This window comes from Simiduia agarivorans SA1 = DSM 21679 (assembly GCF_000305785.2).
Lineage (GTDB): Bacteria > Pseudomonadota > Gammaproteobacteria > Pseudomonadales > Cellvibrionaceae > Simiduia > Simiduia agarivorans.
In genome coordinates this window covers 1591374-1617839 of sequence record NC_018868.3, presented here as the reverse complement: position 1 = coordinate 1617839, position 26466 = coordinate 1591374, and the positions used below count along the sequence as shown (strand labels likewise).

At 57.8% G+C, this 26466-nt stretch carries 21 protein-coding genes; 16 read left to right on the top strand and 5 right to left on the bottom strand.

All coding sequences use genetic code 11. The features are described 5' to 3' along the window. The first annotated feature begins 5 nt into the window (after positions 1-5). Positions 6-2024 carry a sodium-translocating pyrophosphatase gene (locus tag M5M_RS07110; RefSeq protein ID WP_015046804.1) on the top strand — a complete coding sequence of 673 codons (2019 nt, stop codon included), beginning with the start codon at positions 6-8 and terminating at the stop codon, positions 2022-2024. 84 nt (positions 2025-2108) lie between these two features. Here M5M_RS07110 and M5M_RS19420 read toward each other — a convergent pair whose 3' ends face one another. Then, on the bottom strand, positions 2109-6380 hold the full coding sequence (locus tag M5M_RS19420; protein WP_015046803.1) for a response regulator: 4272 nt from the start codon (positions 6378-6380) through the stop codon (positions 2109-2111). Positions 6381-6571: 191 nt separating this feature from the next. Here M5M_RS19420 and msrA point away from each other — a divergent pair, with 191 nt between their 5' ends. Next, entirely contained in the window at positions 6572-7177 is a 606-nt protein-coding gene (gene msrA, locus M5M_RS07100) for a peptide-methionine (S)-S-oxide reductase MsrA (RefSeq protein ID WP_144062410.1), read from the top strand. Positions 7178-7196: 19 nt separating this feature from the next. Here the strand turns inward: msrA and M5M_RS07095 are convergent, their stop codons facing one another. Further along, complete coding sequence (locus tag M5M_RS07095) at positions 7197-8453, bottom strand: 6-phosphofructokinase (protein WP_015046801.1); 1257 nt, start codon at positions 8451-8453, stop codon at positions 7197-7199. A 169-nt stretch (positions 8454-8622) separates the two neighbouring features. Here M5M_RS07095 and mpl point away from each other — a divergent pair, with 169 nt between their 5' ends. Together mpl and M5M_RS07085 are read left to right on the top strand one after the other, a co-directional pair. Then, complete coding sequence (mpl, locus tag M5M_RS07090; RefSeq protein WP_015046800.1) at positions 8623-9975, top strand: UDP-N-acetylmuramate:L-alanyl-gamma-D-glutamyl-meso-diaminopimelate ligase; 1353 nt, start codon at positions 8623-8625, stop codon at positions 9973-9975. Next, positions 9972-10682: a PP2C family protein-serine/threonine phosphatase gene (locus M5M_RS07085; RefSeq protein ID WP_015046799.1), complete on the top strand. Its 711-nt coding sequence runs from the start codon at positions 9972-9974 to the stop codon at positions 10680-10682. The genes mpl and M5M_RS07085 overlap by 4 nt, the downstream gene beginning before the upstream one ends. Positions 10683-10764: 82 nt before the next feature. On the opposite strand, the gene M5M_RS07080 is transcribed toward M5M_RS07085, so the two are convergent. The 3 genes from M5M_RS07080 to M5M_RS07070 all read right to left on the bottom strand — a co-directional run bounded on the left by M5M_RS07080 (position 10765) and on the right by M5M_RS07070 (position 13395). Next, a complete protein-coding gene (locus M5M_RS07080) occupies positions 10765-11430 on the bottom strand; it encodes a PEP-CTERM sorting domain-containing protein (protein ID WP_015046798.1) in 666 nt (221 codons plus the stop codon). Between the two features lie 148 nt (positions 11431-11578). Then, positions 11579-12544 (bottom strand): 2-hydroxyacid dehydrogenase, encoded by a 966-nt coding sequence (locus tag M5M_RS07075; protein ID WP_015046797.1) that lies wholly within the window; start codon positions 12542-12544, stop codon positions 11579-11581. 17 nt (positions 12545-12561) lie between these two features. Beyond that, a complete protein-coding gene (locus M5M_RS07070; protein WP_015046796.1) occupies positions 12562-13395 on the bottom strand; it encodes an FHA domain-containing protein in 834 nt (277 codons plus the stop codon). Between the two features lie 219 nt (positions 13396-13614). Here M5M_RS07070 and M5M_RS07065 point away from each other — a divergent pair, with 219 nt between their 5' ends. From M5M_RS07065 to lipB, 12 genes are all read left to right on the top strand, one after another. Continuing rightward, positions 13615-16176, top strand: a complete 2562-nt coding sequence (locus M5M_RS07065; RefSeq protein ID WP_024330185.1) for an efflux RND transporter permease subunit — start codon at positions 13615-13617, stop codon at positions 16174-16176. Next, positions 16176-16757 (top strand): LON peptidase substrate-binding domain-containing protein, encoded by a 582-nt coding sequence (locus M5M_RS07060; RefSeq protein ID WP_015046794.1) that lies wholly within the window; start codon positions 16176-16178, stop codon positions 16755-16757. Before M5M_RS07065 ends, M5M_RS07060 begins: the two co-directional genes overlap by 1 nt. A gap of 66 nt (positions 16758-16823) precedes the next feature. Beyond that, on the top strand, positions 16824-18077 hold the full coding sequence (locus M5M_RS07055; RefSeq protein WP_015046793.1) for a glutamate-5-semialdehyde dehydrogenase: 1254 nt from the start codon (positions 16824-16826) through the stop codon (positions 18075-18077). Between the two features lie 96 nt (positions 18078-18173). Then, positions 18174-18509 (top strand): ribosome silencing factor, encoded by a 336-nt coding sequence (gene rsfS, locus M5M_RS07050; RefSeq protein ID WP_015046792.1) that lies wholly within the window; start codon positions 18174-18176, stop codon positions 18507-18509. Further along, complete coding sequence (gene rlmH / locus M5M_RS07045; protein WP_015046791.1) at positions 18509-18976, top strand: 23S rRNA (pseudouridine(1915)-N(3))-methyltransferase RlmH; 468 nt, start codon at positions 18509-18511, stop codon at positions 18974-18976. The genes rsfS and rlmH overlap by 1 nt, the downstream gene beginning before the upstream one ends. 109 nt (positions 18977-19085) lie before the next feature. Next, the gene (gene mrdA, locus M5M_RS07040; protein WP_015046790.1) at positions 19086-20978 is read left to right on the top strand and encodes a penicillin-binding protein 2; all 1893 of its coding nucleotides are present in this window, start codon (positions 19086-19088) and stop codon (positions 20976-20978) included. Then, positions 20975-22120 carry a rod shape-determining protein RodA gene (gene rodA, locus M5M_RS07035; protein WP_015046789.1) on the top strand — a complete coding sequence of 382 codons (1146 nt, stop codon included), beginning with the start codon at positions 20975-20977 and terminating at the stop codon, positions 22118-22120. Before mrdA ends, rodA begins: the two co-directional genes overlap by 4 nt. 126 nt (positions 22121-22246) lie before the next feature. Then, positions 22247-23239 (top strand): lytic murein transglycosylase B, encoded by a 993-nt coding sequence (gene mltB, locus M5M_RS07030; protein WP_015046788.1) that lies wholly within the window; start codon positions 22247-22249, stop codon positions 23237-23239. A 17-nt stretch (positions 23240-23256) separates the two neighbouring features. Next, on the top strand, positions 23257-24180 hold the full coding sequence (locus M5M_RS07025; RefSeq protein WP_015046787.1) for a septal ring lytic transglycosylase RlpA family protein: 924 nt from the start codon (positions 23257-23259) through the stop codon (positions 24178-24180). A 37-nt stretch (positions 24181-24217) separates the two neighbouring features. Continuing rightward, positions 24218-25381, top strand: coding sequence for a D-alanyl-D-alanine carboxypeptidase family protein (locus M5M_RS07020; protein ID WP_015046786.1), 1164 nt, complete (start codon positions 24218-24220; stop codon positions 25379-25381). Between the two features lie 102 nt (positions 25382-25483). Beyond that, positions 25484-25756 (top strand): HP0495 family protein, encoded by a 273-nt coding sequence (locus M5M_RS07015; protein ID WP_015046785.1) that lies wholly within the window; start codon positions 25484-25486, stop codon positions 25754-25756. Next, entirely contained in the window at positions 25756-26448 is a 693-nt protein-coding gene (lipB, locus tag M5M_RS07010) for a lipoyl(octanoyl) transferase LipB (RefSeq protein WP_015046784.1), read from the top strand. Before M5M_RS07015 ends, lipB begins: the two co-directional genes overlap by 1 nt. The last annotated feature ends 18 nt before the right edge of the window (positions 26449-26466 follow it).

Here is a 26466-nt window from a genome sequence, read left to right as displayed (position 1 = left end):
TTACCATGGATCTACTGTTGTTACCGCCAGCTTTGGGCCTGATCGGGCTTGTGGCTGCTTTCATTATTTACCGCATCATCATTTCTTTCCCAGCCGGTGAGGGCAAAGTGGCAGAAATTGCCGGCCTGATTCACAGCGGTGCCATGGTGTTCATGCGCCGTGAATACACCATTCTGGGGGTGTTTCTGTTAGTGGTTACCGTGTTGCTGGCCTGGGGGTTCGGTGGCTGGCGCACACCTTTGGCGTTTGTGGTGGGGGCCTTCTGTTCGGCCATTGCCGGCTACATTGGCATGTATACCGCCACCCGCGCAAACGTACGTACTACGGTGGCAGCCAATAATACCGGCGCTGCCGATGCCCTGAGTGTGGCGTTTTACGGTGGCTCTGTCATGGGGCTGGCAGTCGCGTCCATGGGGTTGCTGGGCCTGGGTACCTTATACCTGCTGTTTGGTAACGATCCGCAACACGCAGAGGCGATCCACGGGTTTGGTATGGGCGCATCTACGGTCGCCCTGTTCTCGCGCGTGGGTGGCGGCATCTTCACTAAAAGTGCCGATGTGGGCGCGGATCTGGTGGGCAAGGTGGAAGCGGGTATCCCCGAAGACGATCCCCGCAACCCCGGCGTCATTGCCGACAACGTGGGCGATAACGTGGGTGACGTGGCCGGCATGGGGTCCGACATTTTTGAATCCTATTGTGGTTCGATGATCGCGACCATTGCCATAGCCGCCACCCTGGCACTGACCCAGGTCAGTGAGCTGGCGGGGTCGCGGGAGGCCCTGATGTTCGCGCCACTGGCGTTGGCCAGTGTGGGCTTACTGTGTTCCATTGCCGGGATCATTGTGGTGCGCATGTCCTCTGCCGCCGCTCCCGCGCGGGCGTTACGCACCGGCACTATCGGCGCCACCCTGATTTTCATTGTCGCGGCCTGGGCCCTGCTGAACTGGCAGGGTATCAGCATGGCAGTGTGGTGGTGTGTGGTGTGCGGCGCCGTGGGCGGCATTTTCATCGGCCTGGTTACGGAGTACTACACAGGCGGTAAGCCGGTGCGGTTGATTGCCGAAGGCGGAGAAACCGGCCCGGCTACGGTGATGATCAGTGGTCTGGCCACAGGTATGGAATCGGTGGTGATACCGGTGCTGGTAATTGCCGGCATTATTTATACCTCGGCCGGTATTCTGCCCGAAGGCGCCGGTGTCTATGGCGTGGGTATTGCCGCCGTCGGTATGCTGGCAACCGTGGGTATCACCATGGCCATCGACGCCTACGGGCCGGTGGCAGATAACGCGGGTGGCATTGCGGAGATGGCGGAACTGGGGCCTGAAACCCGCGCTATTACCGATGGCCTGGACGAGGTGGGCAACACCACTGCCGCCATCGGTAAGGGCTTTGCCATTGGTGCTGCAGGTCTGGCTGCGTTGGCCATCATCGCCGCCTTTATTCAGACCGTAGAGCGCCATGTAGATGGATTTGCATTGCGCATCGATGATCCGCAGGTGCTCATGGGTATGTTCCTGGGGGGGATTTTCCCTTTCCTGGTGTCGGCGATCACCATGCGGGCAGTGGGCGATGCGGCGTTCGACATGATCAAGGAAATCCGGCGCCAGTTTAAGGAGATTCCCGGTTTGATGGAGGGCACTGCCAAGCCCGACAGCGAACGCTGTGTGGATATTGCCACCCAGGCGGCCCTGCGCCGGATGATTCTGCCGGGCGTGCTGGCGGTGGCGTCACCGGTGGTAGTAGGCTTTGGCCTGGGACCAGAGGTGCTGGGTGGTATGCTGGGTGGTGCACTGATTTCCTGTGTGTTGCTGGCGCTCACTATGGCCAATGCCGGTGGCGCGTGGGATAACGCCAAAAAGTACGTGGAAAAGGGCAATCTCGGTGGCAAGGGCAGCCCGGTGCATAAAGCCGCCGTGGTGGGCGATACCGTGGGTGACCCGTTCAAGGATACGTCGGGTCCTGCCATGAACATTCTGATTAACGTCATGGCCATTGTAAGTCTGGTGATTGCCCCGCTGTTGTAATGGCTTACCAGTGAAAACCTTAAAAGCGCCTGCGGGCGCTTTTTTTTATGGTCTGCACACGCTTGGGAACCTCTGAATAACGGCTTATCCGTTTGGACTACTCAGCCGTTGAATGCTTGTGGTCAGTTGTTGAAAAGTCCGGTTCAGCGAGAAAGCCTGTCCGGCCAGTTTATTGCGATCAGGATTTTGCTGCCGGATATTGTTGTCCAGCTCTTTGGTGGCGAGGTACAGGAGATTGGCACCGAGATTGCCGGACACCCCCTTGAGGGAGTGGGTTTTCTGATGCGCTTCCGACCAGTTTTCCTCATCGAGCAATTGCATGATCTGGCGTGGTACATCAGCGTAGTCTTCGGCAAATTCCTGCAGCAGGCGAATGTAAAGCGACGCATTGCCAGAACAGTTGATCAGCCCTCGCTGCGTATCGAGGCCCGGCATTTTCGGCAGGCCATCTCCCGGTTTGGCTGCTGCCTTGCGGCTGTTGCTTGCCGGTGCAGCCTGCACGCCCGTGCGTTCCAGCCATTGGCAGACAGTGGCAAGGGCTTTATCGATATTGATGGGTTTGGTCAGGTAATCGTTCATGCCTGCGGCCAGACAGCGTTGCTCGTCCTCCTTCATTGCATTGGCGGTCATGGCTATGATCGGTACCGATTGCCCTTTTTCCGTCGCACGAATCGTGCGGGTTGCCGACTCTCCGTCCAGAACCGGCATTTGCACGTCCATAAGAATAAGGTCCGCATGGCCCTGACTGAACCAATCGACCGCATCCTGGCCATTGCTTGCGACGTTGACGTTGAAACCCGCACTTTCAAATATTTCTCGCGCGATTTCCTGATTGATTTCGTTGTCTTCCACGAGCAGTAAACTGGCGCCGCGAAGGGTGGGCGGAATTCTGAAAGGGCTGATGGGGGTGAAGCCGGAGTAGGGCTTGGGTTTGATAGGCGACGTGAGGTTGTCCAGCGTATCGAACAGGGTCGACGCAGAAATGGGTTTGATCAACAGTGCATCGGCCCCTGCCTGACAGGCAACGGGTGCGGCCTCTGTTTCTTCAAAGGCGGTAATCATGACCACCACCGGCGTATTCTCGTCTGAACGGGATTTAACCTGGCTGATCAGTGCGTCCCCCGGAATACCGGGTAATTGCCAGTCGACCAGCAGGACATCATAGTCTGCATGATTACTCAGGTGTGCCAGCGCCTGTTCGCCGCCGTCACAGTGGGTGACACGGTGACCCATCTTTTTCAATGCGAGCATCAGTAAATCTGCCGTTGCGGCGTTGTCCTCCACCAACAAAATCGACAGTTCGGAGTGCGTGCTTCTGAGTGCCTTTTGTGTGGACTGGCAGTCCCTTTGCAGTGTGAGTGAAAAGCTGAAGCGCGAACCCAGGCCCACTTCGCTTGTCACCCGGATTTCGCTGCCCATCAACCTGACCAGCTCGCGGCAGATGCTGAGTCCAAGTCCTGTGCCGCCGTAGCGGCGGGTGACAGAAGGATCTGCTTGTGCAAAGGCCTTAAACAGTTGCGCCTGTTGTTCAGCGCTCAGACCGATGCCGGTATCTTCCACAAAAAATTCCAGTGTGACGGTTTGTTCTGTTTCAGATAACAGTTTTGTGCCGAGGGTGATATGACCTTGTTCGGTAAATTTGGTGGCATTGGAGCACAGGTTAGTCAGTATCTGGCTGAGTCGCAGCGGATCCCCCACTAATTGGCTGGGGACGCCGATGTCGATATCGAGCAGGAAATCCACCCCTTTTTCCTGCGCCCGCAAGGCGGTCATCTGGCTGATGGCCTCCAATGAAGCTTCAAGATTGAATGGAATGGATTCGATCTGCAGTTTTCCGGCTTCGATTTTTGAAAAATCCAGTACATCGTTAATCACGCCCAGCAGCGTATGTGACGAATACTCGATGGTTTTCAGATAACGCAATTGCTCTGTATTCAGGGTCAGTTGGCTCATGCCGATAATGGCATTGAGCGGGGTACGGATTTCATGGCTGATATTGGCCAGAAATTGGGATTTGGCCAGGCTCGCTTCTTCCGCATTCTTAATAGCGGCTTTTAACGCCTGTTGCTGCTCGAGACGCAGACTGATGTCACGCAGAATAAGTGTGTAGTTTTCGGTACCATGGGTGGCGTTGCGGCTCAGGCTGGCTTCCACCCGGTAAACCTCGCCATTCTTACGGGCAATCCAAAGCTCCTGTGCCGACTTGATTTTCATTTTTTGATTTAGTTTGGCGATATTCTCCTTCAATATAATCTGGCTTTTATCCGTAAAAAATTTTAATACCGGAAGGCCTGTCAGATTGGTGTGTTCCAGTCCCAGAATTCTGACCGCAGATGGACTGAACAGATTGATATGCAGGTGATCGTCAAAGCTGATGATTCCGTCGGCTGCGCTGCGAATAATGTCGGCCAGGCGTTCACGTTCCCGGTCCAGCTCCCGGGTGCGTTCGGCCACAACAGATGTCAGCTGACGGCGGTGTGCTGCCAGTTCCCGTTCAACCAGCTTGCGCTCGGTGATGTCAGATAAAAAGCCCTCGGTAAAGAGCGAGCCATCCTGCTCAATGATACGACCTCTGGCCCACAGCCAGATGACCACGTCATTGTTGTTCAGCCGGTATTCGAACTCGTAAGGCTGATTGTGTTGGAATGCAAAACGGATTTTTTCCTGAACCATCTCCCGATCCTCCGGGTGAATGAGTTCATTGAACAATCTGCCATCCTGATCGGTGAGTTCCTGATTGTTGTGTCCCAACAGTGTCAGACAACCGGGGCTGATATAGACCAGGTGCCAACCATTGTAATCGAGACTGCAGCGATACACGGCACCTGGAAGGCTGGCCATCAGGTTGGCCTGGAATAGCTCCTTTTCCTTGAGTTTGGCTTCGGTGTTCATTCGCTCAGTCACGTCAACACCGGAAAGGCCAATACCGTATACTTTTCCATCCGCTTCCCGCAGAGGAAATTTGGTCAGCAGCAGATTGTGCTGGGTATTGTCGAAACTGATGTTGGCGGTATAGGTGAAACCGATCTTCTCCTTCAGGATCTGATCATCTTTGTCCTCAATGAATTGCTGGAAGCGGGCGGGCAGTAATTCGGACAAATGAGGCTTGGATACATTGCGGTCGATGGCAGTGGCGGTGTACAGGTGTTGGTTGCGTACGCCGAAAAACTCCAACGCTTCGCGATTGGCAAACATCAGACAATTATCGAGATCGCGCACCAGAATAAACGCCGGTGCGTTGTTCAGAATGGCCGAGCTTTCCCGGTGTGCACGGGCCAGATTAATCTGGTGGCGTCGAACCAAACTGAACAGCAGGACTATCAGCATCAGCGCCATGGCGGTGAGCCCTGCCAACCAGTACAGGCTGACCTTCAGCCCCGAGAATGCTTCGGCCGCATCCAATTCGGAGGCAATACCCAGGTTCAGCTGTTGATCCCAGGTCCAGGCGCCGATGACCGGTATCCCACGATAATCCCGGTAGGGTGTGGCACTGAAACCGCTGATGCCCTTGATGGCGGATTGGGCCATCTGTGTCAGCGGCAATTTTTCCCCCGACAGGCTGGCTTGCTTCTGCCTGAGGTCCTGGCCCGGGTCGTGTAACTGAATATTCAGGGCCGCGGACTGGTTGTCGCCAATCAAGCCCATTTCGCGCAGTTGCTCGCGGAACCGGCTTTCGCTGAGCATGACGCCGGCCTGATCGAACACATACGTCTCGCCCGAATAGCCCAAGCGGGCTTGTGACAGGATCGGGTAGAAACGGGTGTCCAGATTGAGTTCGATGGCAAAGATCGCCACGCCCTGGCCGGACGGCGCGCTGATAGTCGCCAGCGAAAACATCGTGGTGTGGCTGCCGCCTATTGGTGTTGGCGCTTCGTCTGGCGCTCGCTGCATGATGCGGGACAGTCGCGGCTGGCCAGACCAAAGGTTGTCCATCCGCTGAATTTGCTGGGCAATGGCTGGGCTTTGCCCGATCATGCTCGGTTGGTTAGCGGCCAGGACGCGATGAGAGCGATCGATAATCAGGTAGCCTCGCAATGAGGCATCGGCATTGAAGCCGGCCAACAATTGGTTAATGAGTACCCGGATTTGCGCTTTTTGCTCATCGTCCCGGGCTTGCAACAGGCGAGTGACGAGTTGCGTCAGCGCAGGGTCGCGCGCCAGAAATTGCACCCGCTGAAGCTCCGTCTGACGCCAACGTTGCAGCGCCTGTTGGGTGGCGTTGAGAATCAGATTGAGCGAGCTTTCCAATTGTTTGTTATAGCTGCTCTGTATTTGCCAGGCCGCCAGCAATCCCGCCAGTACCAGGGCGAGTAGAGTCACTATCAGGCTTGCGGGAGACGAACTGCGCTCGTACATGGTCCGGGTGTTTTTGGCTGGTGTGCAATCAGTCTAGCAGGCTGTCGAAAAACGCCTTGTTTGCGGGCATTTGATTTGGTCCACGCGCTGGCAACTTAGCCTCGCCAGCCAGACTGTTGGCAATGAGTGGGCGCTGAGACCCGTTGACGCGTAACAATCCGGCTGGGTCAGTCTCTAAGCCCCGGAGGTGAATGATGAAAGTATGGGTCTTGTTTTGGTGGGCGCTGGCGTTGGCCGGTTTGGCCTCGGCGGCAGAAACGGAAACGGCGGTGTTTGCCGGCGGGTGTTTCTGGTGCATGGAAAAACCCTTTGACGAGCTGCGCGGGGTCAAATCCACCCAGTCCGGCTATATGGGGGGTAAAACCCGAAATCCTACCTATGAGCAGGTGTCGGCGGGAGGCACCGGGCACGCCGAGGTGGTTGAAGTGGTGTATGACCCGGCTGAGGTCAGCTTTGAACAATTGCTGACGGTGTTTTGGCGCAATGTAGACCCGTTTGATGGCAGAGGGCAGTTTTGCGACAAGGGCAGCCAATACCGGCCGGCTATTTTTCCCCGCTCAGCGCAACAGGCTGCGCTTGCGCAGGCCAGTCTGATGGCGGTGGAGCAGCAGCTTGGGCAATCGGTGGCCGTTACCATCGAAACGGCCGACACGTTTTACCCAGCCGAGCAATATCATCAGAATTACTATCAGCGCAATCCGGTCAGGTACAAGTATTACCGCTATGCCTGTGGGCGCGACCAGCGTTTACGGGAGGTTTGGGGTGAGGACGTGAGGGGTGAAAAGGGCCAGGATTAGCTGGCCCGGGTACAGCAGATTACTGCCAGTCGGCCAGTTTTTTGGGCGTCATGACTTTTTTCAGCTTGGCATATACCGGCATGCCGTCGCGGTAGGGCGGGTAGTCTTCGCCCTGGATTAACGGCAGCAGATAGTCACGGGCTTTGTCGGTGATGTGGAAGCCGTCTTCACTGATGTAGTCGCGCGGCATCTTGCGCTCCACATTCGCTACCTGATCCAGCGGTGCTTCGCCAATGGACCAGCGGTATTCAGCAGAGGCTGCGCGCTCGATGGTGGGCATGATGCCACTTTTGCCTTCGATGGCTTTTTCCACGGCGGCTTTGCCCACTGCATAGGCTTGTTCAACGTCGGTGCCGGAGGCAATGTGACGCGCGGCGCGTTGCAGATAATCGGCCAGTGCCCAGTGGTATTTGTAGCCCAGTTCCTGCTTGACCATGCTGGCCAGTGTTGGCGCTACGCCACCCAGTTGTTTGTGGCCAAAGGCGTCGACGTTACCGGAGTCGGCCAGGAAGCTGCCGTCTGCATACTGGGCACCTTCAGAGGCGACGATGGCGCAGTAACCGTAGCGCTTAACGCATTCGTCCACGCGCGCGAGGAATTTGGCCTTATCGAAGGCGATTTCCGGGAACAGGATAATCTGAGGCGCATCGCCGTCCACTTCGGCAGCGAGTCCGCCGGCAGCCGCAATCCAGCCCGCGTGGCGGCCCATGACCTCCATGATGAACACCTTGGTGGAGGATTCGCACATGGAAGCAACGTCCAGGCCCGCTTCGCGGATGGACACAGCCACGTATTTCGCCACAGAGCCGAATCCCGGGCAGTTGTCGGTAAACGGCAGGTCGTTATCCACGGTTTTGGGAATATGGATCGCCTGAATGGGATAACCCATGGTTTCAGACAGCTGGCTGATTTTCAGGCAGGTGTCGGCCGAGTCACCACCGCCGTTGTAAAAAAAATAACCGATGTCGTGCGCTTTGAACACATCAATGAGGCGCTCGTACTCGGCCCGGTTTTGTTCCAGGCTTTTCAGTTTGTAGCGACAGGAGCCGAAGGCGCCTGAAGGCGTATGGCGCAGGGCGGCAATGGTGTCGGCTGACTCGGCGCTGGTATCGATCAGCTCTTCGCGCAGCGCACCGATGATGCCGTTATTGCCGGCGTACACTGTGCCGATCTTGTCGCTGTGGGCCCGGGCAGTCTCAATCACGCCGCAGGCGCTGGCATTGATCACCGCAGTTACCCCACCGGATTGCGCGTAAAACGCGTTTTTCCTTGTCATGGTTGTGTTCTCTGTCTCGTCTCTAAACTAAGTATAGTGGCGCTTTGGCCGCGGATGGTCTGTGCCAGCCTTTATGGGCGCGCAGTGTAACGGATGAGCGTCGCCTTTGCAGTGAAAATCTGCCCCGTATGGTAGGCTTGGCCGCTGTCAGTAAGGAGTCGGGTTTTTGATGCACATTCATATTTTGGGGATCTGTGGCACCTTTATGGGGTCCCTGGCGCAGTTGGCTCGTGCCCGTGGTATGCAAGTGACCGGCTGCGACGCCAATGTCTATCCGCCCATGAGTGACCAGCTGGCGGCGGCCGGCATTGAAATCGTGCAGGGCTTCGACCCCGCCCAGCTCAATCCGGCGCCGGATCTGGTGGTGGTCGGTAACGCCATGAGCCGTGGCAACCCGGTGGTGGAAGCCCTGCTCAACAGCACCATTCCCTATGTCTCAGGTCCGCAATTCCTGCGCGAACAGCTGCTGGATGAGCGCTGGGTTCTGGCGGTTGCAGGCACGCACGGAAAAACCACCACCTCGTCCATGCTTGCGTGGATTCTGGACGTTGCCGGCATGGCGCCGGGCTACCTGATTGGCGGCGTGCCACAGAATTTCGGCGTCTCGGCCCGCTTGGGGGATTCGCCGTTTTTTGTGGTGGAAGCCGATGAATACGACAGCGCGTTTTTCGATAAACGCTCCAAGTTTGTTCACTACCGCGCGCGCACCTGCGTGCTTAACAACCTGGAATTTGATCATGCCGACATCTTCCCGGACCTGGCCGCGATCGAGCGTCAGTTTCATCACCTGGTGCGCACGGTGCCGTCCCAGGGGCGGCTGATCTATCCGGCCGGCGACCCTGCCATCTCCCGCGTGTTAGCACAGGGCTGCTGGAGCGAACAAATGCCCTTGGGCAGTGCAGAAGGCTTTACCGCCAACCTGTTAACACCCGATGGCGGCGAGTTTGAGGTGTGCATGCGCGGTGAGTCCTGCGGTGTGGTGCGCTGGGGGCAGACCGGGCTGCACAATGTGAGTAATGCCCTGGCGGCGATTGCGGCAGCACACCATGTGGGTGTGACGCCGGTGGTGGCGGTGCAGGCGTTGGCAACTTTTGCCGGCGTCAAGCGCCGGCTGGAAAAACTGGCTGAAATCCGGGGCGTGAGCATCTACGATGATTTTGCCCACCATCCCACGGCAATCGCCACTACACTGCAAGGTATGAGAAACAAGGTAGGTCAATCGCGTTTGATTGCGCTGATCGAACCCAGATCCAATACCATGCGCATGGGCGTGCACGGCGAGGCCTTGCCCGACGCAGTGGGTCAGGCCGATCAGGTGTACTGGTTTCAGCCCGAAGGGGTAGACTGGGCATTGGAGAGCCTGGTGCGGGATCCCGGGCGCGAAAAAGTCCGGAGCCAGCTGGATACGCTGGTGGACGAATTGGCGACCCAGCTGCAAGCGGGTGATCACCTGGTGATCATGAGTAACGGCGGCTTTGGGGGCATTCATCGGAAATTGATAAAGGCAATGGAGCAGCAGTGAAATTTACGGTCGCCGGACACACGGAGCGCGGCAAGCGCGACCACAACGAAGACGCTATCGATTGGTACCTCAGCCCGCGTTCAGACCGGGCGCTGGTATTGGTGGCCGATGGCATGGGTGGCTATGCCGGTGGCGAAGTGGCTTCCTCACTGGCGCTCGAGGTGATGCTGTACCACCTGCAAGACAAAATCCTGGGCATGGTCGACGTGAACGACGCCATCGCCCAGATGTTGTCTGCCGCCCGCGCAGCGCACCACCGGTTGCTCGCAGAGCAGGATGCCGAACCCGCGTTGGCGAAAATGGGCACCACCCTGGTTGCCGGTCTGTTATTTGAGCGGCAGCTGGTGCTGCTGCACGCCGGTGATTCCCGCTGTTACCGCTGGCGCGCAGGCGAATTGGCCCGGTTGACGCGCGATCATACGTATGTGGAAGAAAACGCCGGTACCGATGTGTCCCATCACGTACTCACGCGGGCTTTGGGTGCCAAGCAACCGTTTGATTTTTCTGTTGCGGTGCACAAGGTCCAGTCCGGTGATTTGTTTGCATTCTGCACCGATGGCTTGTCTAACGCTCTGAAGAAAACGGATTGGGACAAAGCCCTGGCCAGTAATTTGCCCACCGGCCAACGCCCGCAAGCCTTGTTAAAACTGGCATTGTCCAAAGGTGCGGATGACAATTTGTCGTTGGTGATGGTGCAGTGCCAGTAGCGCTGGCGCAGCCTGAATCTGCGTAGGAGATTGAGTCGCCCGGTAAGGCGCGCCTTACCGGGTTTGTTTTATGGGTGTTGGATTAATGGCGGGAAACAGACCGTCTGCGCATTGCCAGCAAGCCCAGCAGCCCTGCCAACAATAAAGCGGCACTGGCGGGCTCGGGGACGGTTACCGGTGCGTCATGCAATGTTTCACCCACGTACGAACTGCCGTCGGAAAACACAGCCAGGAAGGGGGACGCCATTTGTCCCGCCTCAAAAAAGAAGCCGGTTTTAGTCTCGCCGCTGCCAATAGCATCGTGTCCGCCCCAGAATTCGATGTCGTTGTAATACACAAATACGTGACTGAACCCGCTGAAGATACTGTCCCAGGCATAGTCGAGTGTGTTGATAATTACGGCGCCTTCGTCACTGTCGGTGGGCGCGGCCCAGAATGACTGGCCTTCCTGCCACTTTTCCTTTGAGTAGATGTCGCCTTCCCATTTGAGCGGATAAGTGGCGCCCACGGTTTCTGTCTCGCGGTCAAAACCCTGAGAAATCAGGTCTTCAGTCATGACCGGAGAGTTGGTGCCAATCATAAACGCCGACAGATAAGCGCTGGTGTTATTGGTCACACTCACAGCCACTTTTACGGCACCTTCTTCCGGCGCCTCCGAGTGGATGGATTCAATAATATCGATGGGGCCGGCCGCTACCTGGGTGGCGAGAATAAATGTGGCGGCAATCCCTGAAAGTGCTTTGAACATTTTGCGTCCTTGTCAAATGATGAATCCCGATCGGGAGGCCCCAGCGGGGCGCGGCGATGATAATGACATCGCGATTCGCTGGCATAGGTCAGCCGCAATAAACTGCACTAAAGTCGTAAGTTTTGCTGCCTGGTTTGGTACTGCCGTTTTAGGTGGGGGTTACGCGATTGCGTGGTTGCCCACGGCTGAATGCGAGGATATTGCCGGTCAGGATGTTGACCAGGTTCTGACGGGCTTCCCGGCTGGCCCAGGCCGTGTGGGGGGTGACGATCAGATTGGGGATGCCTGGTTGCAGTAATGGGTGGTCTGGGCTGGGGGGTTCCTGACTGAGAACATCGAGGCCGGCACCGCCCAGTTGTCCGGAACGCAGTGCATCCGCCACGGCCGTTTCATCGAGCAGCGGGCCGCGCGCGCAGTTGATCAGCAGCGCGCCCGGTTTCATTTTCGCCAGGGTGTCCCGGTTGATCAGGTGTTGCGTGTCTGGCGTGAGCGGACAGTGCAGGCTGAGAACGTCTGCTTGCGCCAGCAATTCGTCAAACGCCACGCGTCCGTCGGTGGGCGGTTGTCCCGGTCGCGCACTGACCAGCACCTGCATGCCCAGGGCCTGGGCCAGTGCCCCGACTTTCTTCCCCAGTGTGCCATAGCCCACGATGCCCAGAGTTTTACCGGCCAATTCCACGATGGGGTAATCCAACAGACAGAAAAACGGGCTTCGACTCCAGCGCCCGTCGGTCGCTGCCCGCTGGTAGTCGAACGCGCGCGTGGCCAGATTGAGCATGAGCATCAGCGTGTGCTGCGCGACCGATGCGGGGCCGTAATTCACCACATTGGAAACGCAAATGCCGCGCTCGGCTGCCGCCGCCAGATCCACATTGTTGGTGCCGGTGGCGGCCACGCAGATTAGTTTCAGCGTCGGTGCTTGCGCCAGCAGTGCGCGATCGAGCACGACTTTATTGGTGATAATGATGTCTGCCTGACGAATGCGCTCGGCAGTTTGCGCGGGCTGGGTGTTTGGGTGCCAGTCCCAATGTGGCACGGTGGCACGCAAATCCTTCAGGTTCAGGTCATTGCCCAGGCTATCGCCATCGAGCATGACGCCGTGGGTCAGTGGCATGGCGGCACTCTTGTCAGTCAAAGAATGGAGCGGATGTACAAGCCGGCGGCCACCACCAGAATCACCAGAATCAGGCCCGCCTTGAGCCAGCTGTAATTCTTCGGTGCCGGTTCAATCCGGTTGCCCGGTGACGTGGGTTTGGTTTTCCACATTTTGCTGTCGGCCAGCGGTTTTTTCTCCCGGTTGCCACTCTCGCTCAGAGTGTCACGCAAACGGGTGGAGCCCGTGGTCATGCCGGGACCCACCACCTGAAAAGTGTAAACATCAAACCGAAGCCGGTCGCCCGGGACCAGGCGCAGTGGTTGATTGGCCGTCAGGCGTTCTTCGTTGACGAAAGTACCATTTGAAGAACCGAGATCACGGATGCGCAGTTGGCCGTTGCTGAGTTCAAACTCGGCATGCTGACGCGAAAGGTGGGTGCCCGGAATGACAATTTCACATTGGGTCGCACGGCCAATGGCCGATACCCCGGGCGCAATCACGAATTCCTGACCGGCGAGCCAGCTGGAATCGCTCACCAGACTCCAGCGACTGTCGATGTGGGCGCGCTTGGTGGTACTTGGTTCCAGCGAATCGCTGGGGCCCATGATCCTGAAGCTGGTTTCGCCCAAGCGGACCAGGTCACCCGGAAACACCTCGCGCTCCGTCGCCCGCTGGCCGTTCACAAAGCTGCCGCCCTGACTGCGGTTATCTTTCAGTATCAACCGGTTGTTCTGGGCGATCAGGCGCGCGTGATGGGGCTCTGCGCCAGGCAATTGCAGACCGCAATCGGGCGCACTGCCAAGCACCAGATTTTTGTCACTGATCCAGTGCGGTGGCTGTTGGTCGCCTTGAACATGGATTTTATACATGCATCAACTCAGTTGGGGTTCAGAGCCCGGGTGGGGCCTGAGTATAAACGAAAACAACGTTGGCTTTGCCAATGGCTTGCGGTCGCACTGGTGTACAATCAGGGCTTTATACCGTTTTTTTCGGTCTGTGGCCTGAAAATTCTGTTAAACGGCAGTTTAAATTTCAAACGCTCACCCCCATAATTGCGCCGCAACGGCCATTGTGATCCAAACAAACCTATGATGGAACTTTTTACCGGCGCCTACCGCGCCGTGGTCATTCAGCGACCACGACTGGCATTGATGCTGGTATTTGTACTGATGTTAGTGGCGGCCGCAGGCTTGCCGCGCTTCAAGTTGGACGCTTCGGCCGATTCCCTGACGCTGGAAAACGATGCCGCCGTGGATTATTTCCGCGAGGTGAGCAAGCGCTATGATTCCGGCGATTTTCTGGTGGTTACCTTCAAACCGCATGCCGAGTTGTTTTCTGATTCCGTGCTCGACATGTTGTCCGAGTTGCGCGCGCGTCTGGCCGACGTAGATGGCGTTGCGTCCGTAAACAGCATTCTCGATGTGCCGTTACTCTATTCCCCATTGGTGGACATCGATGGGCTGAAAGACCCGAAGACCCTGTTGTCGGAAGGCGTTGATCGCGATGCCGCCCGGCGCGAATTTCTTGCAAGCCCGATTTACCGGGACATGTTGTTGGGCCCCGACCAGCAGACTACCGCGCTGCTGTTGAATCTGGCGGTCGACACACACTATATCGCGCTGGTGCAGGAGCGCGATAGCTTGCGAGCGCGTGAAGCCAGTTTGAGCCTGGAAGAACGTGCGCGCCTGGCGCAGGTGTCTGACGCGTTTCTGGCCTATCGCACCCAGGAAGCCGCGCGTTCGGCGCAACGGGTTGCCGAAGTGCGTGCGATTGTAGCCGACTACCGCGACCGGGCCGATTTGTTCCTGGGCGGTGTCACCATGATCACCACCGATATGATCGCGTTTATCAAAAGCGATCTGTTGGTATTCGGCTCCGCCATTCTGGTGTTCATCATTCTGTTGATGAGTGTGATTTTCCGGCGTTGGCAATTTGTACTCTGGCCGCTACTGGTCGCCGGCGGCTCGGTGTTGCTCATGCTGGGTATGCTCAGTTGGCTGGACTGGCGCCTGACCGTGATCTCGTCCAATTTCGTGGCGCTATTGTTGATCATTGGCCTGGCCATCACCATCCACCTGGTGGTGCGCTACCGTGAACTCGCCTACGAACAGCGGGACTCGACGCAGGCAATGCTGGTCTGGGAAACGGTCCGGTTCATGTTCAAGCCGGTGCTATTCACCGCGCTCACCACCATGGTCGCGTTCGCCTCGTTGGTGGTGAGCGATATCAAACCGGTAATGGATTTCGGCTGGATGATGGTGCTGGGCTTGGTTGTCGCCGTAGCCTTGGCCTTTGTGCTCTTGCCCGCCGGGTTGATGTTGTCGGAACCGGCGGCGTTGCGTCCGGCCACCAATCGCGATTACTCCGCCGCTATCACCACCCGCTTTTCCAAACTGACCGAACGCTTCGGCGGTTCCGTGCTGATTCTGTCCATTGGCATTGGCGCGCTCAGCGGCCTGGGGATCAGTCAGCTGAAAGTGGAAAACCGGTTTATCGACTACTTCCGTTCGAGTACGGAAATTTATCAGGGCATGTCGGTTATCGATGAATACCTGGGTGGCACCGCAACACTCGATATCATTCTCGATGGCATTCCCGACAAGATCGAGCGCAACCCGGCGGTGGAAGACCCTTTCAACGAGGTCGATGCATTCGATACGCCGGACCCGTTCGACGCCCCGGAGCCGGTGGTAGAGGCCGATCCCTTTGCCGAGGTGGACCCATTTTCTGAGCAGCACCCGGCCAATCCGCCGCGCGAAAGCTACTGGTTTACCAGTCTGGGGCTGGCGCAAATCGAGGTCATACACGATTATCTGGAAAGTTTGCCGGAAGTGGGCAAAGTGCAATCGCTGGCGACCGCCCACAAGGTCGCGCGCGATCTCAACCGTGGGCCGCTGAACGATTTTGAGTTGGCCGTGTTGCGCCAGTCGCTGCCGGAAGACACTTATCGGTTATTGATCCGGCCTTATTTGTCGGCGGAGCACAACCAGGCGCGCATCACCCTGCGGGTCAAAGAGACCGACCCGAATCTGCGTCGGGCTGAGCTGATCGAGCAGATCCGCGCCTACGCCACCGGTCACGACTTAGGGGTAGAGCCCTCACAGATTAAATTCAGTGGCGTGCTGGTGTTGTACAACAACATGCTTCAAAGCCTGTTCCGCTCCCAGATAGTGACCTTGGGGGCTGTGTTCCTTGGCATTGCGTTGATGATGAGTCTGCTGTTCCGCAGCCTGACACTGGCGCTGGTGGGTATTCTGCCCAATATTCTGGCGGCAGCTGTGGTGCTCGGCACCATGGGCCTAGTGGGTATTCCGCTGGATATGATGACCATCACCATTGCCGCGATTGTGGTGGGGATCGGTGTGGATGACACCATTCATTATATCCATCGGTTCAGGCGCGAATTCGAGTTGGACCGGCGCTATGTCGCCGCCATGCACCGGGCACATGCCTCAATCGGCAAGGCCATGTTCTTTACCTCGGTGATCATCACACTGGGCTTTTCCATTCTGGCGCTGTCGAACTTTATTCCCTCGGTGTATTTCGGTTTGCTGACCGCCCTCGCCATGGTGGCGGCCATTGTCGCCGCACTGACTTTGTTGCCCCGGCTGATTCTGTTGTTGCGCCCCTTCGGGCCCGAGTCGGCCTGATGCGCCGACCCGTTTTTCCGCTGTCCACGGCGCCTTTGCCCGGCGTGTGTCTGCCGCTCAGGATTTTCGAGCGTCGCTATCTGGATATGGTGCGGCGCCAGCTGCGCGCGGGCGATGGTTTTGTGGTGGCAACGATCCGGGACGGCAAAGAAGTGGGACCCGGGGCCTCTGTCTGGCCGCTGGCGGTTGAAGTCAGCATCGTGGATTGGGATCAGTTGCCCGATGGCCTGCTGGGTATCACAATCCAGGGGCGCGCCATTACCCGTCTGCACGAGCCGGCACTGGAACCCGACGGACTGATGACCGCCGAGTGCCAGACGCTGGCGTCAGCCACAGCCGGCGACCAGCCGTTGGCAGAACACAGTTGGGATGGGTTGCGGGTGGTATTGAATCAACTCGTCCAGCACCCCTCCGTACAAAGCCTTGCATTGGCTGATGTCGCCACGGAAGCCGAATTGGGTTGGCAGTTATTGCAGTTGTTGCCCTTATCCGAACCCGAGCGCCAGGACGCCATGGCGCTGACACCCAATGCCCGTCTGCAATGGCTGGCCGAGACCCTGGACCGGTTGACTCACCAGTAGTTTCATCGCGCCGGCGTCCATTTGCCGGTATAATGCGCGGCCATTTTTTCATCAAACGGGAGATTCATGGATATTTCTGCCTATATGCAATCCCTCGGGCGTCAAGCCCGTGCGGCTGGTCGGGTATTGGCCAGCGCCGATAGCGCACAGAAAAACGCAGCCCTCGACGCCATTGCCACTGCACTGGAATCGGCGCGCGCTGCGCTGGCCGAGGCCAATGCCAAAGATCTGGCAGCGGGCCGCGCCAAAGGCCTCGATGAGGCGATGTTGGACCGGCTGGCCCTGACGGCCGCGCGCATCGATGGGATGATAGAAGGCTTGCGCCAGGTGTCGGCTCTGCCGGACCCGGTGGGAGAAATAACCGATATGAGTTTCCGGCCGTCCGGCATTCAGCTGGGCAAGATGCGCGTGCCTTTGGGGGTGATCGGGATTATTTACGAATCGCGCCCCAATGTGACCATTGATGCCGCCAGCTTGTGTCTCAAGTCCGGCAACGCCACCATATTGCGCGGCGGCAGCGAGGCGATCCATTCCAATACCGCCATCGCCGCGTGCATTGCCGCGGGGTTGGCGCAGGCCGGTTTACCGGCCGGTTGTGTACAAGTGGTGGAAACCACCGACCGGGCCGCGGTGGCGGAGTTGATCACCCTGTCGGAATACGTGGATGTGATTGTGCCGCGCGGCGGCAAGAGCCTGATTGAGCGCATCAGCCGGGATGCCCGGGTCCCGGTGCTCAAACACCTGGACGGCATCTGCCATGTGTACATCGATGACAGCGCCGACATGGACAAGGCCTTTGCGATTGCGGTGAACGCCAAAACCCATCGCTACGGTGTGTGCAATGCCATGGAGACCCTGTTGGTCAATCAGGGCGTGGCATTTGAAATTTTACCGCGCCTGGCCGAGGCCTATAGCGCCAAGGGCGTCGAATTGCGTGGCTGCGAAAAAACCCGGGCGGTGATTGATGCGCTGCCTGCGACCGAAGAGGATTGGGGTACGGAGTATCTGGCGCCGGTGTTGTCCATTCGGGTGGTCGACGATATGGCGGCAGCCATCGACCACATAGAAACCTATTCTTCGCGCCACACCGATGTCATTGTCACCGAGGATTATTCGCGTGCGCACCAGTTCCTGCGCCAGGTGGATTCAAGTTCGGTGATGGTAAATGCGTCCAGCCGCTTTGCGGACGGATTTGAATACGGTCTCGGCGCCGAGATCGGCATCTCCACGGACAAGTTACACGCGCGCGGACCGGTGGGCCTCGAGGGCCTGACCTCACAAAAGTGGATTGTTTTCGGCACCGGCCAGATACGCCGCTAGGTCCCCGGTATGGCCCGACACCGTCAGGCCATACCCCGCACCAGCCGCTATAGTAGAAATATTGGTGCAATGGGCACCCTGTTAAAGAGCGAGTCAATGAGTACAGAATTAAACGCAATCGTGATCCAGGCTTTGGAAGATGTGAAAGCCAAGGACCTGGTGACACTGGATGTGTCCTCCCTGTCGGACGTGATGGATACCATGATCATCGCCTCGGGTACCTCCACGCGGCATGTGAAATCACTGGCTGAAAATGTGGTGGAAGAGGCCAAGAAGCACGACATCCGGCCGCTGGGTGTGGAAGGTCTGGATGCGCCCGAATGGGTATTGGTGGATTTTGGCGATACCATTGTGCACGTGATGATGCCCGCCACCCGCGAGTTATACGATCTCGAAAAACTCTGGTCCATGAAGCCCGGCGAGCGCAGCTGATGCGCATCCGGCTCATCGCCGTGGGCACCAAAATGCCCGCCTGGGTAGAGCAGGGCTGGCAGGAGTACGTCAAACGTTTACCGCGGGAAATCAGTCTGGAACTGGTTGAAATCCCGCTTGGTACCCGCACTAAAAGCAGCTCCACCGCCGCAGCCATTGCCAAAGAATCCGATGCGATCCTGCAGGCGATTGGCGCCAACGACAAAGTCATCGCACTTGAGGTCAAGGGCAAGGACTGGAGCACCGAGCAGTTGTCGGGCCAGCTCGCCCAGTGGCAAATGGATGGCGACAATGTGTCACTGCTGGTGGGTGGCCCCGATGGGCTGAGCGATGCCTGCCGGGCCCGCGCGCAAGTGCATTGGTCTCTGTCCCGTCTGACATTGCCGCATCCGTTGGTCCGGGTGTTGTTGGCCGAGCAGGTTTATCGCGCCTGGACCATTCTGGCCAATCACCCCTATCACAAATAATTGAATCTTTTGGCTGTGCGCGTGTCTCATTCTCTTGTGAGAGTGTGATAACGTTGCGCTCGCAGGTCCTGGGTGTGCCTGCGCTCCTGAAAAGCCATAACAAGTGCGAATGTCCGACCATCTACAGATAAAAGACCATCATCGCGAAGCACGTGTATTCGCCCGCCGGGCCGGCGTGGCGGGGATACTGATTCTGGGATGTCTGTCGCTCATATTTGTGCGTTATTACCGGCTCCAGATTACTGAGCACGAAGACTATGTGACCCGCTCGGATCGCAATCGGGTGCAGGTGCAGCCGGTGGCGCCCACACGGGGTCTGATATACGACCGCAGCGGACGACTGCTGGCGGACAATCGCCCGAGCTATACCCTGAGCATTGTGCGCGAACAAACCACAGACCTGGACACCACTCTCGAGACCCTCAAACAATTAGTTGCCTTGGATGAGCAGGATTTGTCCGCGTTTGCCGAGCGGCAAAAACAACGGCGCCGGCCGTTCGAAGCGATTCCCCTGCGCTATCGCCTGACCGAGGCTGAAATTGCCCGTCTGGCGGTTAATGAATACCGGTTGGACGGGGTGGAAGTCAGTGCCGAGCTGGTGCGTTTTTATCCTTACGGCGAACTGTTTGCGCACTCCATTGGTTATGTGGGCCGGATCAATGAGCGTGAACTGGCCGCCTTTGACGAGGATGCCTATGCGCGCTATTCCGGTACCCACACCATCGGTAAGCTCGGTATCGAAAAATCCTATGAAGACCAACTGCTCGGGCAGGTGGGCAGTCAGCAGGTGGAGATCAATGCGCGCGGAAGGGTGCTGCGCACGCTCGATACTCAACCGCCGGAAGCCGGCCAGAACCTGACGCTCACTCTGGATGCGCATTTACAGCAAGTGGCCCACGAGGCCCTGGCCGGTCGGCGCGGTGCTGTGGTGGCCATCGATGTCAATAGCGGCGGCATACTTACGCTGGTGTCCACACCGTCGTTTGATCCCAACCTGTTTGTCACCGGCATCAGTTATGCCGATTACGATGCGCTCAGCCAGTCGCGCGATTTGCCCCTGTTCAACCGCTCACTCCAGGGCCAGTACCCACCGGGTTCCACCCTGAAGCCCATGTTGGGGCTGGCGGGTTTGCACTACCGTATTGTGGATGCTAACAGCCGGGTTCGGGATCCGGGCTGGTATCAACTGGAAAACGACGAGCGCTTTTATCGGGACTGGAAAAAAGGCGGTCACGGTGCCTGGGTGAATTTGCATACCGCGATTGAGCAAAGCTGCGACGTGTATTTTTACGATCTGTCGTTCCGCATGGGCATTGATCGCATGCACGAATTCGGCAGCCATTTCGGGTTGGGCAATAAAACCGGTATTGACGTGCCCAACGAGCGTTCGGGTATCTGGCCGTCGCGGGCCTGGAAGCGCGCCATGCGCGGTTTGCCCTGGTTCCCCGGTGACAGTCTGAATATGGGCATTGGCCAGGGCGCGGTGTTGACGACGCCACTGCAGCTGGCGGTGATGACCGCCACCATGGCCAACAAGGGCATAAGGTACCGGCCACACCTGGTGCAAGCGGCCAATCAGGTGGTGATTGAGCCCGAAGTGGTCGATACACAAAAAATTTCAGCCGGTGATTGGCAATTGGTGGAGCAGGCCATGGAAGCGGTGGTCCATAACCCGCGCGGCACGGCTCAAAGTATCAATCGCAAACTCAATTACAAGATCGCGGGTAAAACCGGCACCGCACAGGTGGTGGGCATTGCCCAGGGTGAGGAGTACGACTCCGAAGCACTGGAAGAACGCTTGCGTGATCACGCCTTGTTTGTCGCCTTTGCGCCCGCCGATAACCCGCGCACTGCGGTTGCGGTGATTGTCGAAAATGGCGAAAAGAGCAGCGAGGCCGCGAAGATTGCGCGCACGCTGTTTGATGCCCAGTTTACCCAGGAAGGGCAAACCAGTAGCAGCCAGGTGACACCCGCCTGGCTCGGCAGCGGAGGCCAACCATGAAAACCGGAGATTTCCGCCGGCGCATGCCGGAAGCGCACGCGGATCTGCGTCGCAAGGCCAATGTTCTGCAGGTGCTTCACATTGATCTACCGTTGCTGGTTTTGTTGCTCGCGTTGGCGGCCTTCGGGCTCACTGTGCTCTACAGTGCTGCAGGCAGTGAGTTGCATTACGTTAAACGCCAGTCGGTGTTTTTTGTGATGGGGTTTATCGGCATGTTTATTGTGGCGCAGATTCCGCTGGCCATGATGCAGCGGTGGGCGCCTTGGGTGTATGCCGGTGGCGTGCTGTTATTGATATTGGTGCTGTTGGTCGGCAGTGGCGCCAAAGGTGCACAGCGCTGGCTGGGTGTGGGTGGCTTCCGGTTTCAGCCCTCGGAAATTCTGAAACTCGCGGTGCCGGTGTTGCTGGCCGGCTACCTGGCCCGGCGGATTTTGCCGCCGGGGTTCAAGCATGTGATCTGGTCTCTGGTGCTGATCGGTTTACCGACAGTGCTGATTCTCAAACAGCCGGATCTGGGGACCTCGCTGTTGATCGCACAGTCTGGTCTGGTGGTACTGTTCTTTGCCGGTCTCAGTTGGCGCTACATTATCGGCGCACTGCTATTGGCGCTGAGTGCTGTGTATCCCATGTGGCAATTTGTGATGCATCCCTACCAAAAACAGCGGGTGCTGACGCTGTTAAATCCTGAAGCCGATAAACTGGGTGCCGGCTGGAATATTATCCAGTCTAAAACGGCTATCGGCTCGGGCGGGCTGGAGGGCAAAGGCTGGCTTGAGGGTACGCAATCGCACCTGAATTTTCTGCCTGAAAGCCACACGGATTTTATCATTGCCGTACTGGCGGAGGAGTTTGGGCTGGTCGGTGTGATGCTGCTTATGGCGCTGTACCTGTTATTGCTGATGCGCGGTTTTTATATCGCGCTCAGAGCGCAGGATTCGTTTGGCCGTTTGTTAGCCGGTGCCCTGACGTTCACCTTGTTTGTTTACGTATTCGTCAATATGGGGATGGTGTCTGGTTTGTTGCCTGTGGTGGGTGTGCCGTTGCCCCTGGTCAGCCACGGTGGTACCTCGTTGCTGACCTTGATGGCGGGATTTGGTGTTCTGATGGCGATCAGCACGGAGAAACGCAGGGTGACTTTGTAAAGCCGGCGCAGTTACCGGCAGACGTAAAAGCACTAAAGGCTGAATTTTTCCGGCCTGTGCACGCAACAATTTTTTCTGGCGTGCCCTGTGGTAGGGTAAGTCAGCAGTGAAAAACGATGGAGTAACATGTTTAAATCTTTGAAAACGATGACCGCGTTGTTGTTGGGCTCTGCAGTTACACTGGCGGCGCAGGCCGATTACAGCAAACATCCCGATGCGAAGGCACTGATTGATGAGCTGGTGGCCAGCGAAGTGGCAACCCAGGCGCAACTGGCGCAGTGGTTTGCCAGTGCCAGCCAGCAAAAAAGTATTCTGGAGGCCATTGCCCGGCCCGCCGAAAAAACCAAAACCTGGGCGGAATACTCCCGCATTTTTCTGACCGGTGATCGCATCGACAAAGGCGTCGGTTTCTGGCGTGAACATGCCGATACCCTGGCGCGGGCTGAAGCGGAGTACGGAGTGCCCGCTGCCATGATTGTTGCCATTATCGGTGTTGAGACCCGTTATGGTCGCAATATGGGCAGTTACCGGGTGATCGATGCGCTCTCGACCCTGGCGTTTGACTACCCGCCGCGGTCCGCGTTTTTCCGCAAGGAGCTGGCCGAGTTTATCCGTCTGACCCAGGAGCAGAAACAGGATCCTCTGGCGTTGAAAGGTTCTTATGCCGGCGCCATGGGCTACGGACAATTTATGCCGTCCAGCTTTCGCGCCTATGCGGTGGATTACGATGGCGACGCCATTGCCGATATCTGGGCAAACCCGGTGGATGCCATTGGTAGCGTGGCCAATTATTTTGCCCGACATGGTTGGCAAACCGGGCAACCGGTGACCCTGCGGGTCAGGGTGTCGGCGGACCACGACGCGGCCCTGCTCAACACCAACCTGAAACCGGACGTTACCGTGGCCAACGCACGCGCAGCCGGATTTGAACCGGTGACTTCGCTGCCTGACGCTGAAATGGTAACCTTATACCAACTGGAAGGTGACCACGGCGCCGAGTTCTGGGCCGGTACCCAGAATTATTATGTGATAACGCGCTACAACCGCAGTCGCATGTATGCACTCGCTGCCTGGCAGCTGTCCCAGAAAATCGAACAGGCTTATCAGGCCGGCAACTGAACGGCACGGACTATAAATTGATCACTGCAACACAACTGTCACGCTTTGGCTTGCCCCTGTTACTGGGCAGCTTGCTGGCGTGTGAGACCCACCAGCGGGTGCCTTCATCACAGGCGCCCGAGACACAATCACCCGCGTCGCGGTATCAGGTCGAGAAGGATTACGGGCCTGATGCGCCGCTCGATGTGTCCCATGTGCCCGATGCGATTCCGCGGGTGGAGCCCCGCACCGCGGCAGGTAATAAATCGCCTTACAGTGTGCTGGGTAAAACCTACAGCTTGCTGCCGGCGGACGCACCTTATGCCGAAGAGGGCATAGCCTCCTGGTACGGCAAAAAATTTCACGGGCACCAAACCTCAAACGGCGAAGTGTACGATATGTACGCCATGACGGCGGCCCATAAAACCTTGCGCATACCCACCTACGTCAAGGTAACCAACCTCGATAACGGTGCCTCGGTGATTGTGCGGGTCAATGACCGTGGCCCCTTTCACGACGACCGCATCATCGACCTGAGCTACTCTGCCGCGCGCAAACTGGGTTATGCCGAGACAGGCACAGCGCGGGTCAGGGTGGAAGCCATCGATGCCCGCCGTTGGGGTAGTGAAGAAAACGGCAACCGGGCTCAGGCCGTGGCACAACCGCCAAAGCTGAATGCAACCCAGCAAGCGGCGGCGCCGGTGCCCGATAGTGTGGAAGGCTTTAACCTGCCGCCCAATACGTTTTTGCAGGCCGGTGCATTTTCTACCCTGGAAGCGGCCAACCAGCTTAAGACCAGTCTTAATGGCCTGACCCACTTCCCCGTACTGGTAGCGCGGGCGGACAAGAACAGCTTGTACCGGGTCCGCATCGGCCCGATCAGCAACAATTATGAACTCATGCAACTGCGCGAACTGATCACCCAGAAGGGTGGTGTCAGGCCGCATGTTGTGTACCAGTAACTTTCACAAGAGTATCGAGCGTTTCATGAAGTTAAGGATGATTCCTCACCTGTTGGCCGGCGTATTCAGTCTCACCCTGAGCGCTGCCTGTCTGGCTGCCCCCGCGCTGATTCCGGCGCCGCCGCAGTTATCCTCCACCGGCTACCTGCTGATGGATGCCGGCACCGGCAAAGTGCTGGTAGAGCACAACGCAGACGAGCAGTTGCCGCCTGCGAGTCTGACCAAAATGATGACTAGCTACATTGTTTCCGGCGATATCCACAACGGTAAAATCCGCGAGGATGACCTGGTCAATATCAGTGTCAAAGCGTGGCGCATGGGCGGTTCGAAGATGTTCGTGCGCGAAGGCACCCAGGTGCCGGTAATCGACCTGCTGCGCGGCGTGATTATTCAATCCGGCAACGATGCCAGTGTCGCATTGGCCGAGCATGTGGCCGGCAGCGAGAGTGCCTTTGCCGATGTGATGAATCAGCAGGCGGCGTTGCTGGGGATGAACAATACCCATTACGTCAACGCCACCGGCTGGCCTGCAGAAGGCCATGTGACCACGGCCCGCGATTTGTCGATTCTGGCGCGGGCGTTGATCAATGATCATCCGGAGCACTACAGCATCTACGCCGAAAAGTATTTCACTTACGGGGCACCGGGAGAAAACCCGAAAACCCAGGCTAACCGCAATAAACTGCTGTTTACCGATGACTCTGTCGACGGCATTAAAACCGGTCATACAGATGAAGCCGGCTACTGCCTGGTCTCTTCTGCGAAGCGCGACAATATGCGTTTGATCGCTGTAGTGATGGGCACCAAGAGCGAAAAAGCCCGCGCGCAGGAGTCGCAAAAGCTGTTGGCCTATGGCTTCCGCTATTACCAGACCCGCAAGGTCTACCCGGCGGGTGAGGTGCTTTCCACTAACCGCGTCTGGGGTGGAGTAGAAGACAGTGTCAATCTCACGGTGGCCGATGCGGTAGCCCTGACCATTCCGCGCGGTGCCGGCGAGGACCTGAAGGCCGAAATCAAGATCCCGGACGTGATCAAAGCGCCTTTGCAGGCCGGTCAGGCACTGGGCTCGCTGACCATCAGCCTGGATGGCGAAGTCCTGTACGACAAGCCGCTGACGGTGCAGCAGGACGTGCCTGAAGCCAGCTTCTTTGCCCGCCTGTGGGACGGCATCAAGCTGTTCTTCTTCCAGCTGTTTAATTGATCGGCTGGCCCTCTTTCTCAAACGTCTGATTCAGGGCCGGTAGAGCCGGCCCCGTCAAAGCGCTATAATCGCCGTCCTTTTGTGACCCAGATGTGACGGCGGATGTCCAATCAAGAACCCCCAAAAATCGAATTTCCCTGCGAAAACTACCCGGTAAAAATCATGGGTGATGCGGGCGATGAGCTGCATGCCCTGGTGGTTGAAGTGATGGAGCGTCATGTGGATGGCTTTCACACCGGCCTGATCAGCGTGCGTGACTCCAGCAAAGGCCGGTTCCAGTCACTGACCGTAATGATTACCGCCACCGGTGAAGACCAGTTGCAGGCCATATTCCAGGATCTCAAAAAGAATCCCGTTGTGCGCATGGTGCTGTAATGAGCGCCGACCTGATTGTGCGCTGGCTGGGCCGCCAGCCCTATGAACCCGTATGGCGCACCATGGCCGCCTTGGCGTCGGAACGCGATGACAGCACCCCGGATGAATTCTGGTTGCTGGAGCACCCACCGGTGTTTACCCAAGGGCAGGCCGGCAAGGCCGAGCACCTGCTGATGCCCGGTGACATTCCCGTGGTCCAGGTGGACCGGGGCGGGCAGGTGACCTACCACGGCCCGGGCCAGCTGGTGGGTTATCCCCTGTTGGACATCAAACGTCGCGGGCTGGGCGTGCGCGATCTGGTGACGGCCATCGAGCAATTGGTGGTGGATACCCTGGCGCACTATGGCGTGACCGCTTACCCCAAGGCCGATGCGCCCGGTGTGTATGTGGACAGACCCGCTTACACCGGTGCCAAAATTGCCTCGCTGGGCCTGCGGGTGCGCAAGCAGCGCAGCTACCACGGCCTGGCGCTGAATGTGAACATGGACATGGAGCCCTTTGGCCGCATCAATCCGTGTGGCTATCAGGGCCTGCAAATGATCCAGCTGGTTGATCTGGTCGAGGATTGCCCCACGCCGGCCGAAGCGGCCCAGGTAATGGCCGAATTGTTTGCCGACCGATTGGGCTACCAGCAGGTACAATTCACCGAAGACCTGCACCCGAATTTACCCGCGGCCCTGGCCGCACACTGAGCTGTATCAGAGAATCCC

What these genes read in the sequence shown, in the direction of transcription:
- M5M_RS07110 (WP_015046804.1), top strand. Translation starts at nt 6, where the DNA reads ATGGATCTACTGTTGTTACCGCCAGCTTTGGGCCTGATCGGGCTTGTG.
- M5M_RS19420 (WP_015046803.1), bottom strand. Translation starts at nt 6,380, where the DNA reads ATGTACGAGCGCAGTTCGTCTCCCGCAAGCCTGATAGTGACTCTACTC.
- msrA (WP_144062410.1), top strand. Translation starts at nt 6,572, where the DNA reads ATGATGAAAGTATGGGTCTTGTTTTGGTGGGCGCTGGCGTTGGCCGGT.
- M5M_RS07095 (WP_015046801.1), bottom strand. Translation starts at nt 8,453, where the DNA reads ATGACAAGGAAAAACGCGTTTTACGCGCAATCCGGTGGGGTAACTGCG.
- mpl (WP_015046800.1), top strand. Translation starts at nt 8,623, where the DNA reads ATGCACATTCATATTTTGGGGATCTGTGGCACCTTTATGGGGTCCCTG.
- M5M_RS07080 (WP_015046798.1), bottom strand. Translation starts at nt 11,430, where the DNA reads ATGTTCAAAGCACTTTCAGGGATTGCCGCCACATTTATTCTCGCCACC.
- M5M_RS07075 (WP_015046797.1), bottom strand. Translation starts at nt 12,544, where the DNA reads ATGCCACTGACCCACGGCGTCATGCTCGATGGCGATAGCCTGGGCAAT.
- M5M_RS07070 (WP_015046796.1), bottom strand. Translation starts at nt 13,395, where the DNA reads ATGTATAAAATCCATGTTCAAGGCGACCAACAGCCACCGCACTGGATC.
- M5M_RS07065 (WP_024330185.1), top strand. Translation starts at nt 13,615, where the DNA reads ATGATGGAACTTTTTACCGGCGCCTACCGCGCCGTGGTCATTCAGCGA.
- M5M_RS07060 (WP_015046794.1), top strand. Translation starts at nt 16,176, where the DNA reads ATGCGCCGACCCGTTTTTCCGCTGTCCACGGCGCCTTTGCCCGGCGTG.
- M5M_RS07055 (WP_015046793.1), top strand. Translation starts at nt 16,824, where the DNA reads ATGGATATTTCTGCCTATATGCAATCCCTCGGGCGTCAAGCCCGTGCG.
- rsfS (WP_015046792.1), top strand. Translation starts at nt 18,174, where the DNA reads ATGAGTACAGAATTAAACGCAATCGTGATCCAGGCTTTGGAAGATGTG.
- rlmH (WP_015046791.1), top strand. Translation starts at nt 18,509, where the DNA reads ATGCGCATCCGGCTCATCGCCGTGGGCACCAAAATGCCCGCCTGGGTA.
- mrdA (WP_015046790.1), top strand. Translation starts at nt 19,086, where the DNA reads ATGTCCGACCATCTACAGATAAAAGACCATCATCGCGAAGCACGTGTA.
- rodA (WP_015046789.1), top strand. Translation starts at nt 20,975, where the DNA reads ATGAAAACCGGAGATTTCCGCCGGCGCATGCCGGAAGCGCACGCGGAT.
- mltB (WP_015046788.1), top strand. Translation starts at nt 22,247, where the DNA reads ATGTTTAAATCTTTGAAAACGATGACCGCGTTGTTGTTGGGCTCTGCA.
- M5M_RS07020 (WP_015046786.1), top strand. Translation starts at nt 24,218, where the DNA reads ATGATTCCTCACCTGTTGGCCGGCGTATTCAGTCTCACCCTGAGCGCT.
- M5M_RS07015 (WP_015046785.1), top strand. Translation starts at nt 25,484, where the DNA reads ATGTCCAATCAAGAACCCCCAAAAATCGAATTTCCCTGCGAAAACTAC.
- lipB (WP_015046784.1), top strand. Translation starts at nt 25,756, where the DNA reads ATGAGCGCCGACCTGATTGTGCGCTGGCTGGGCCGCCAGCCCTATGAA.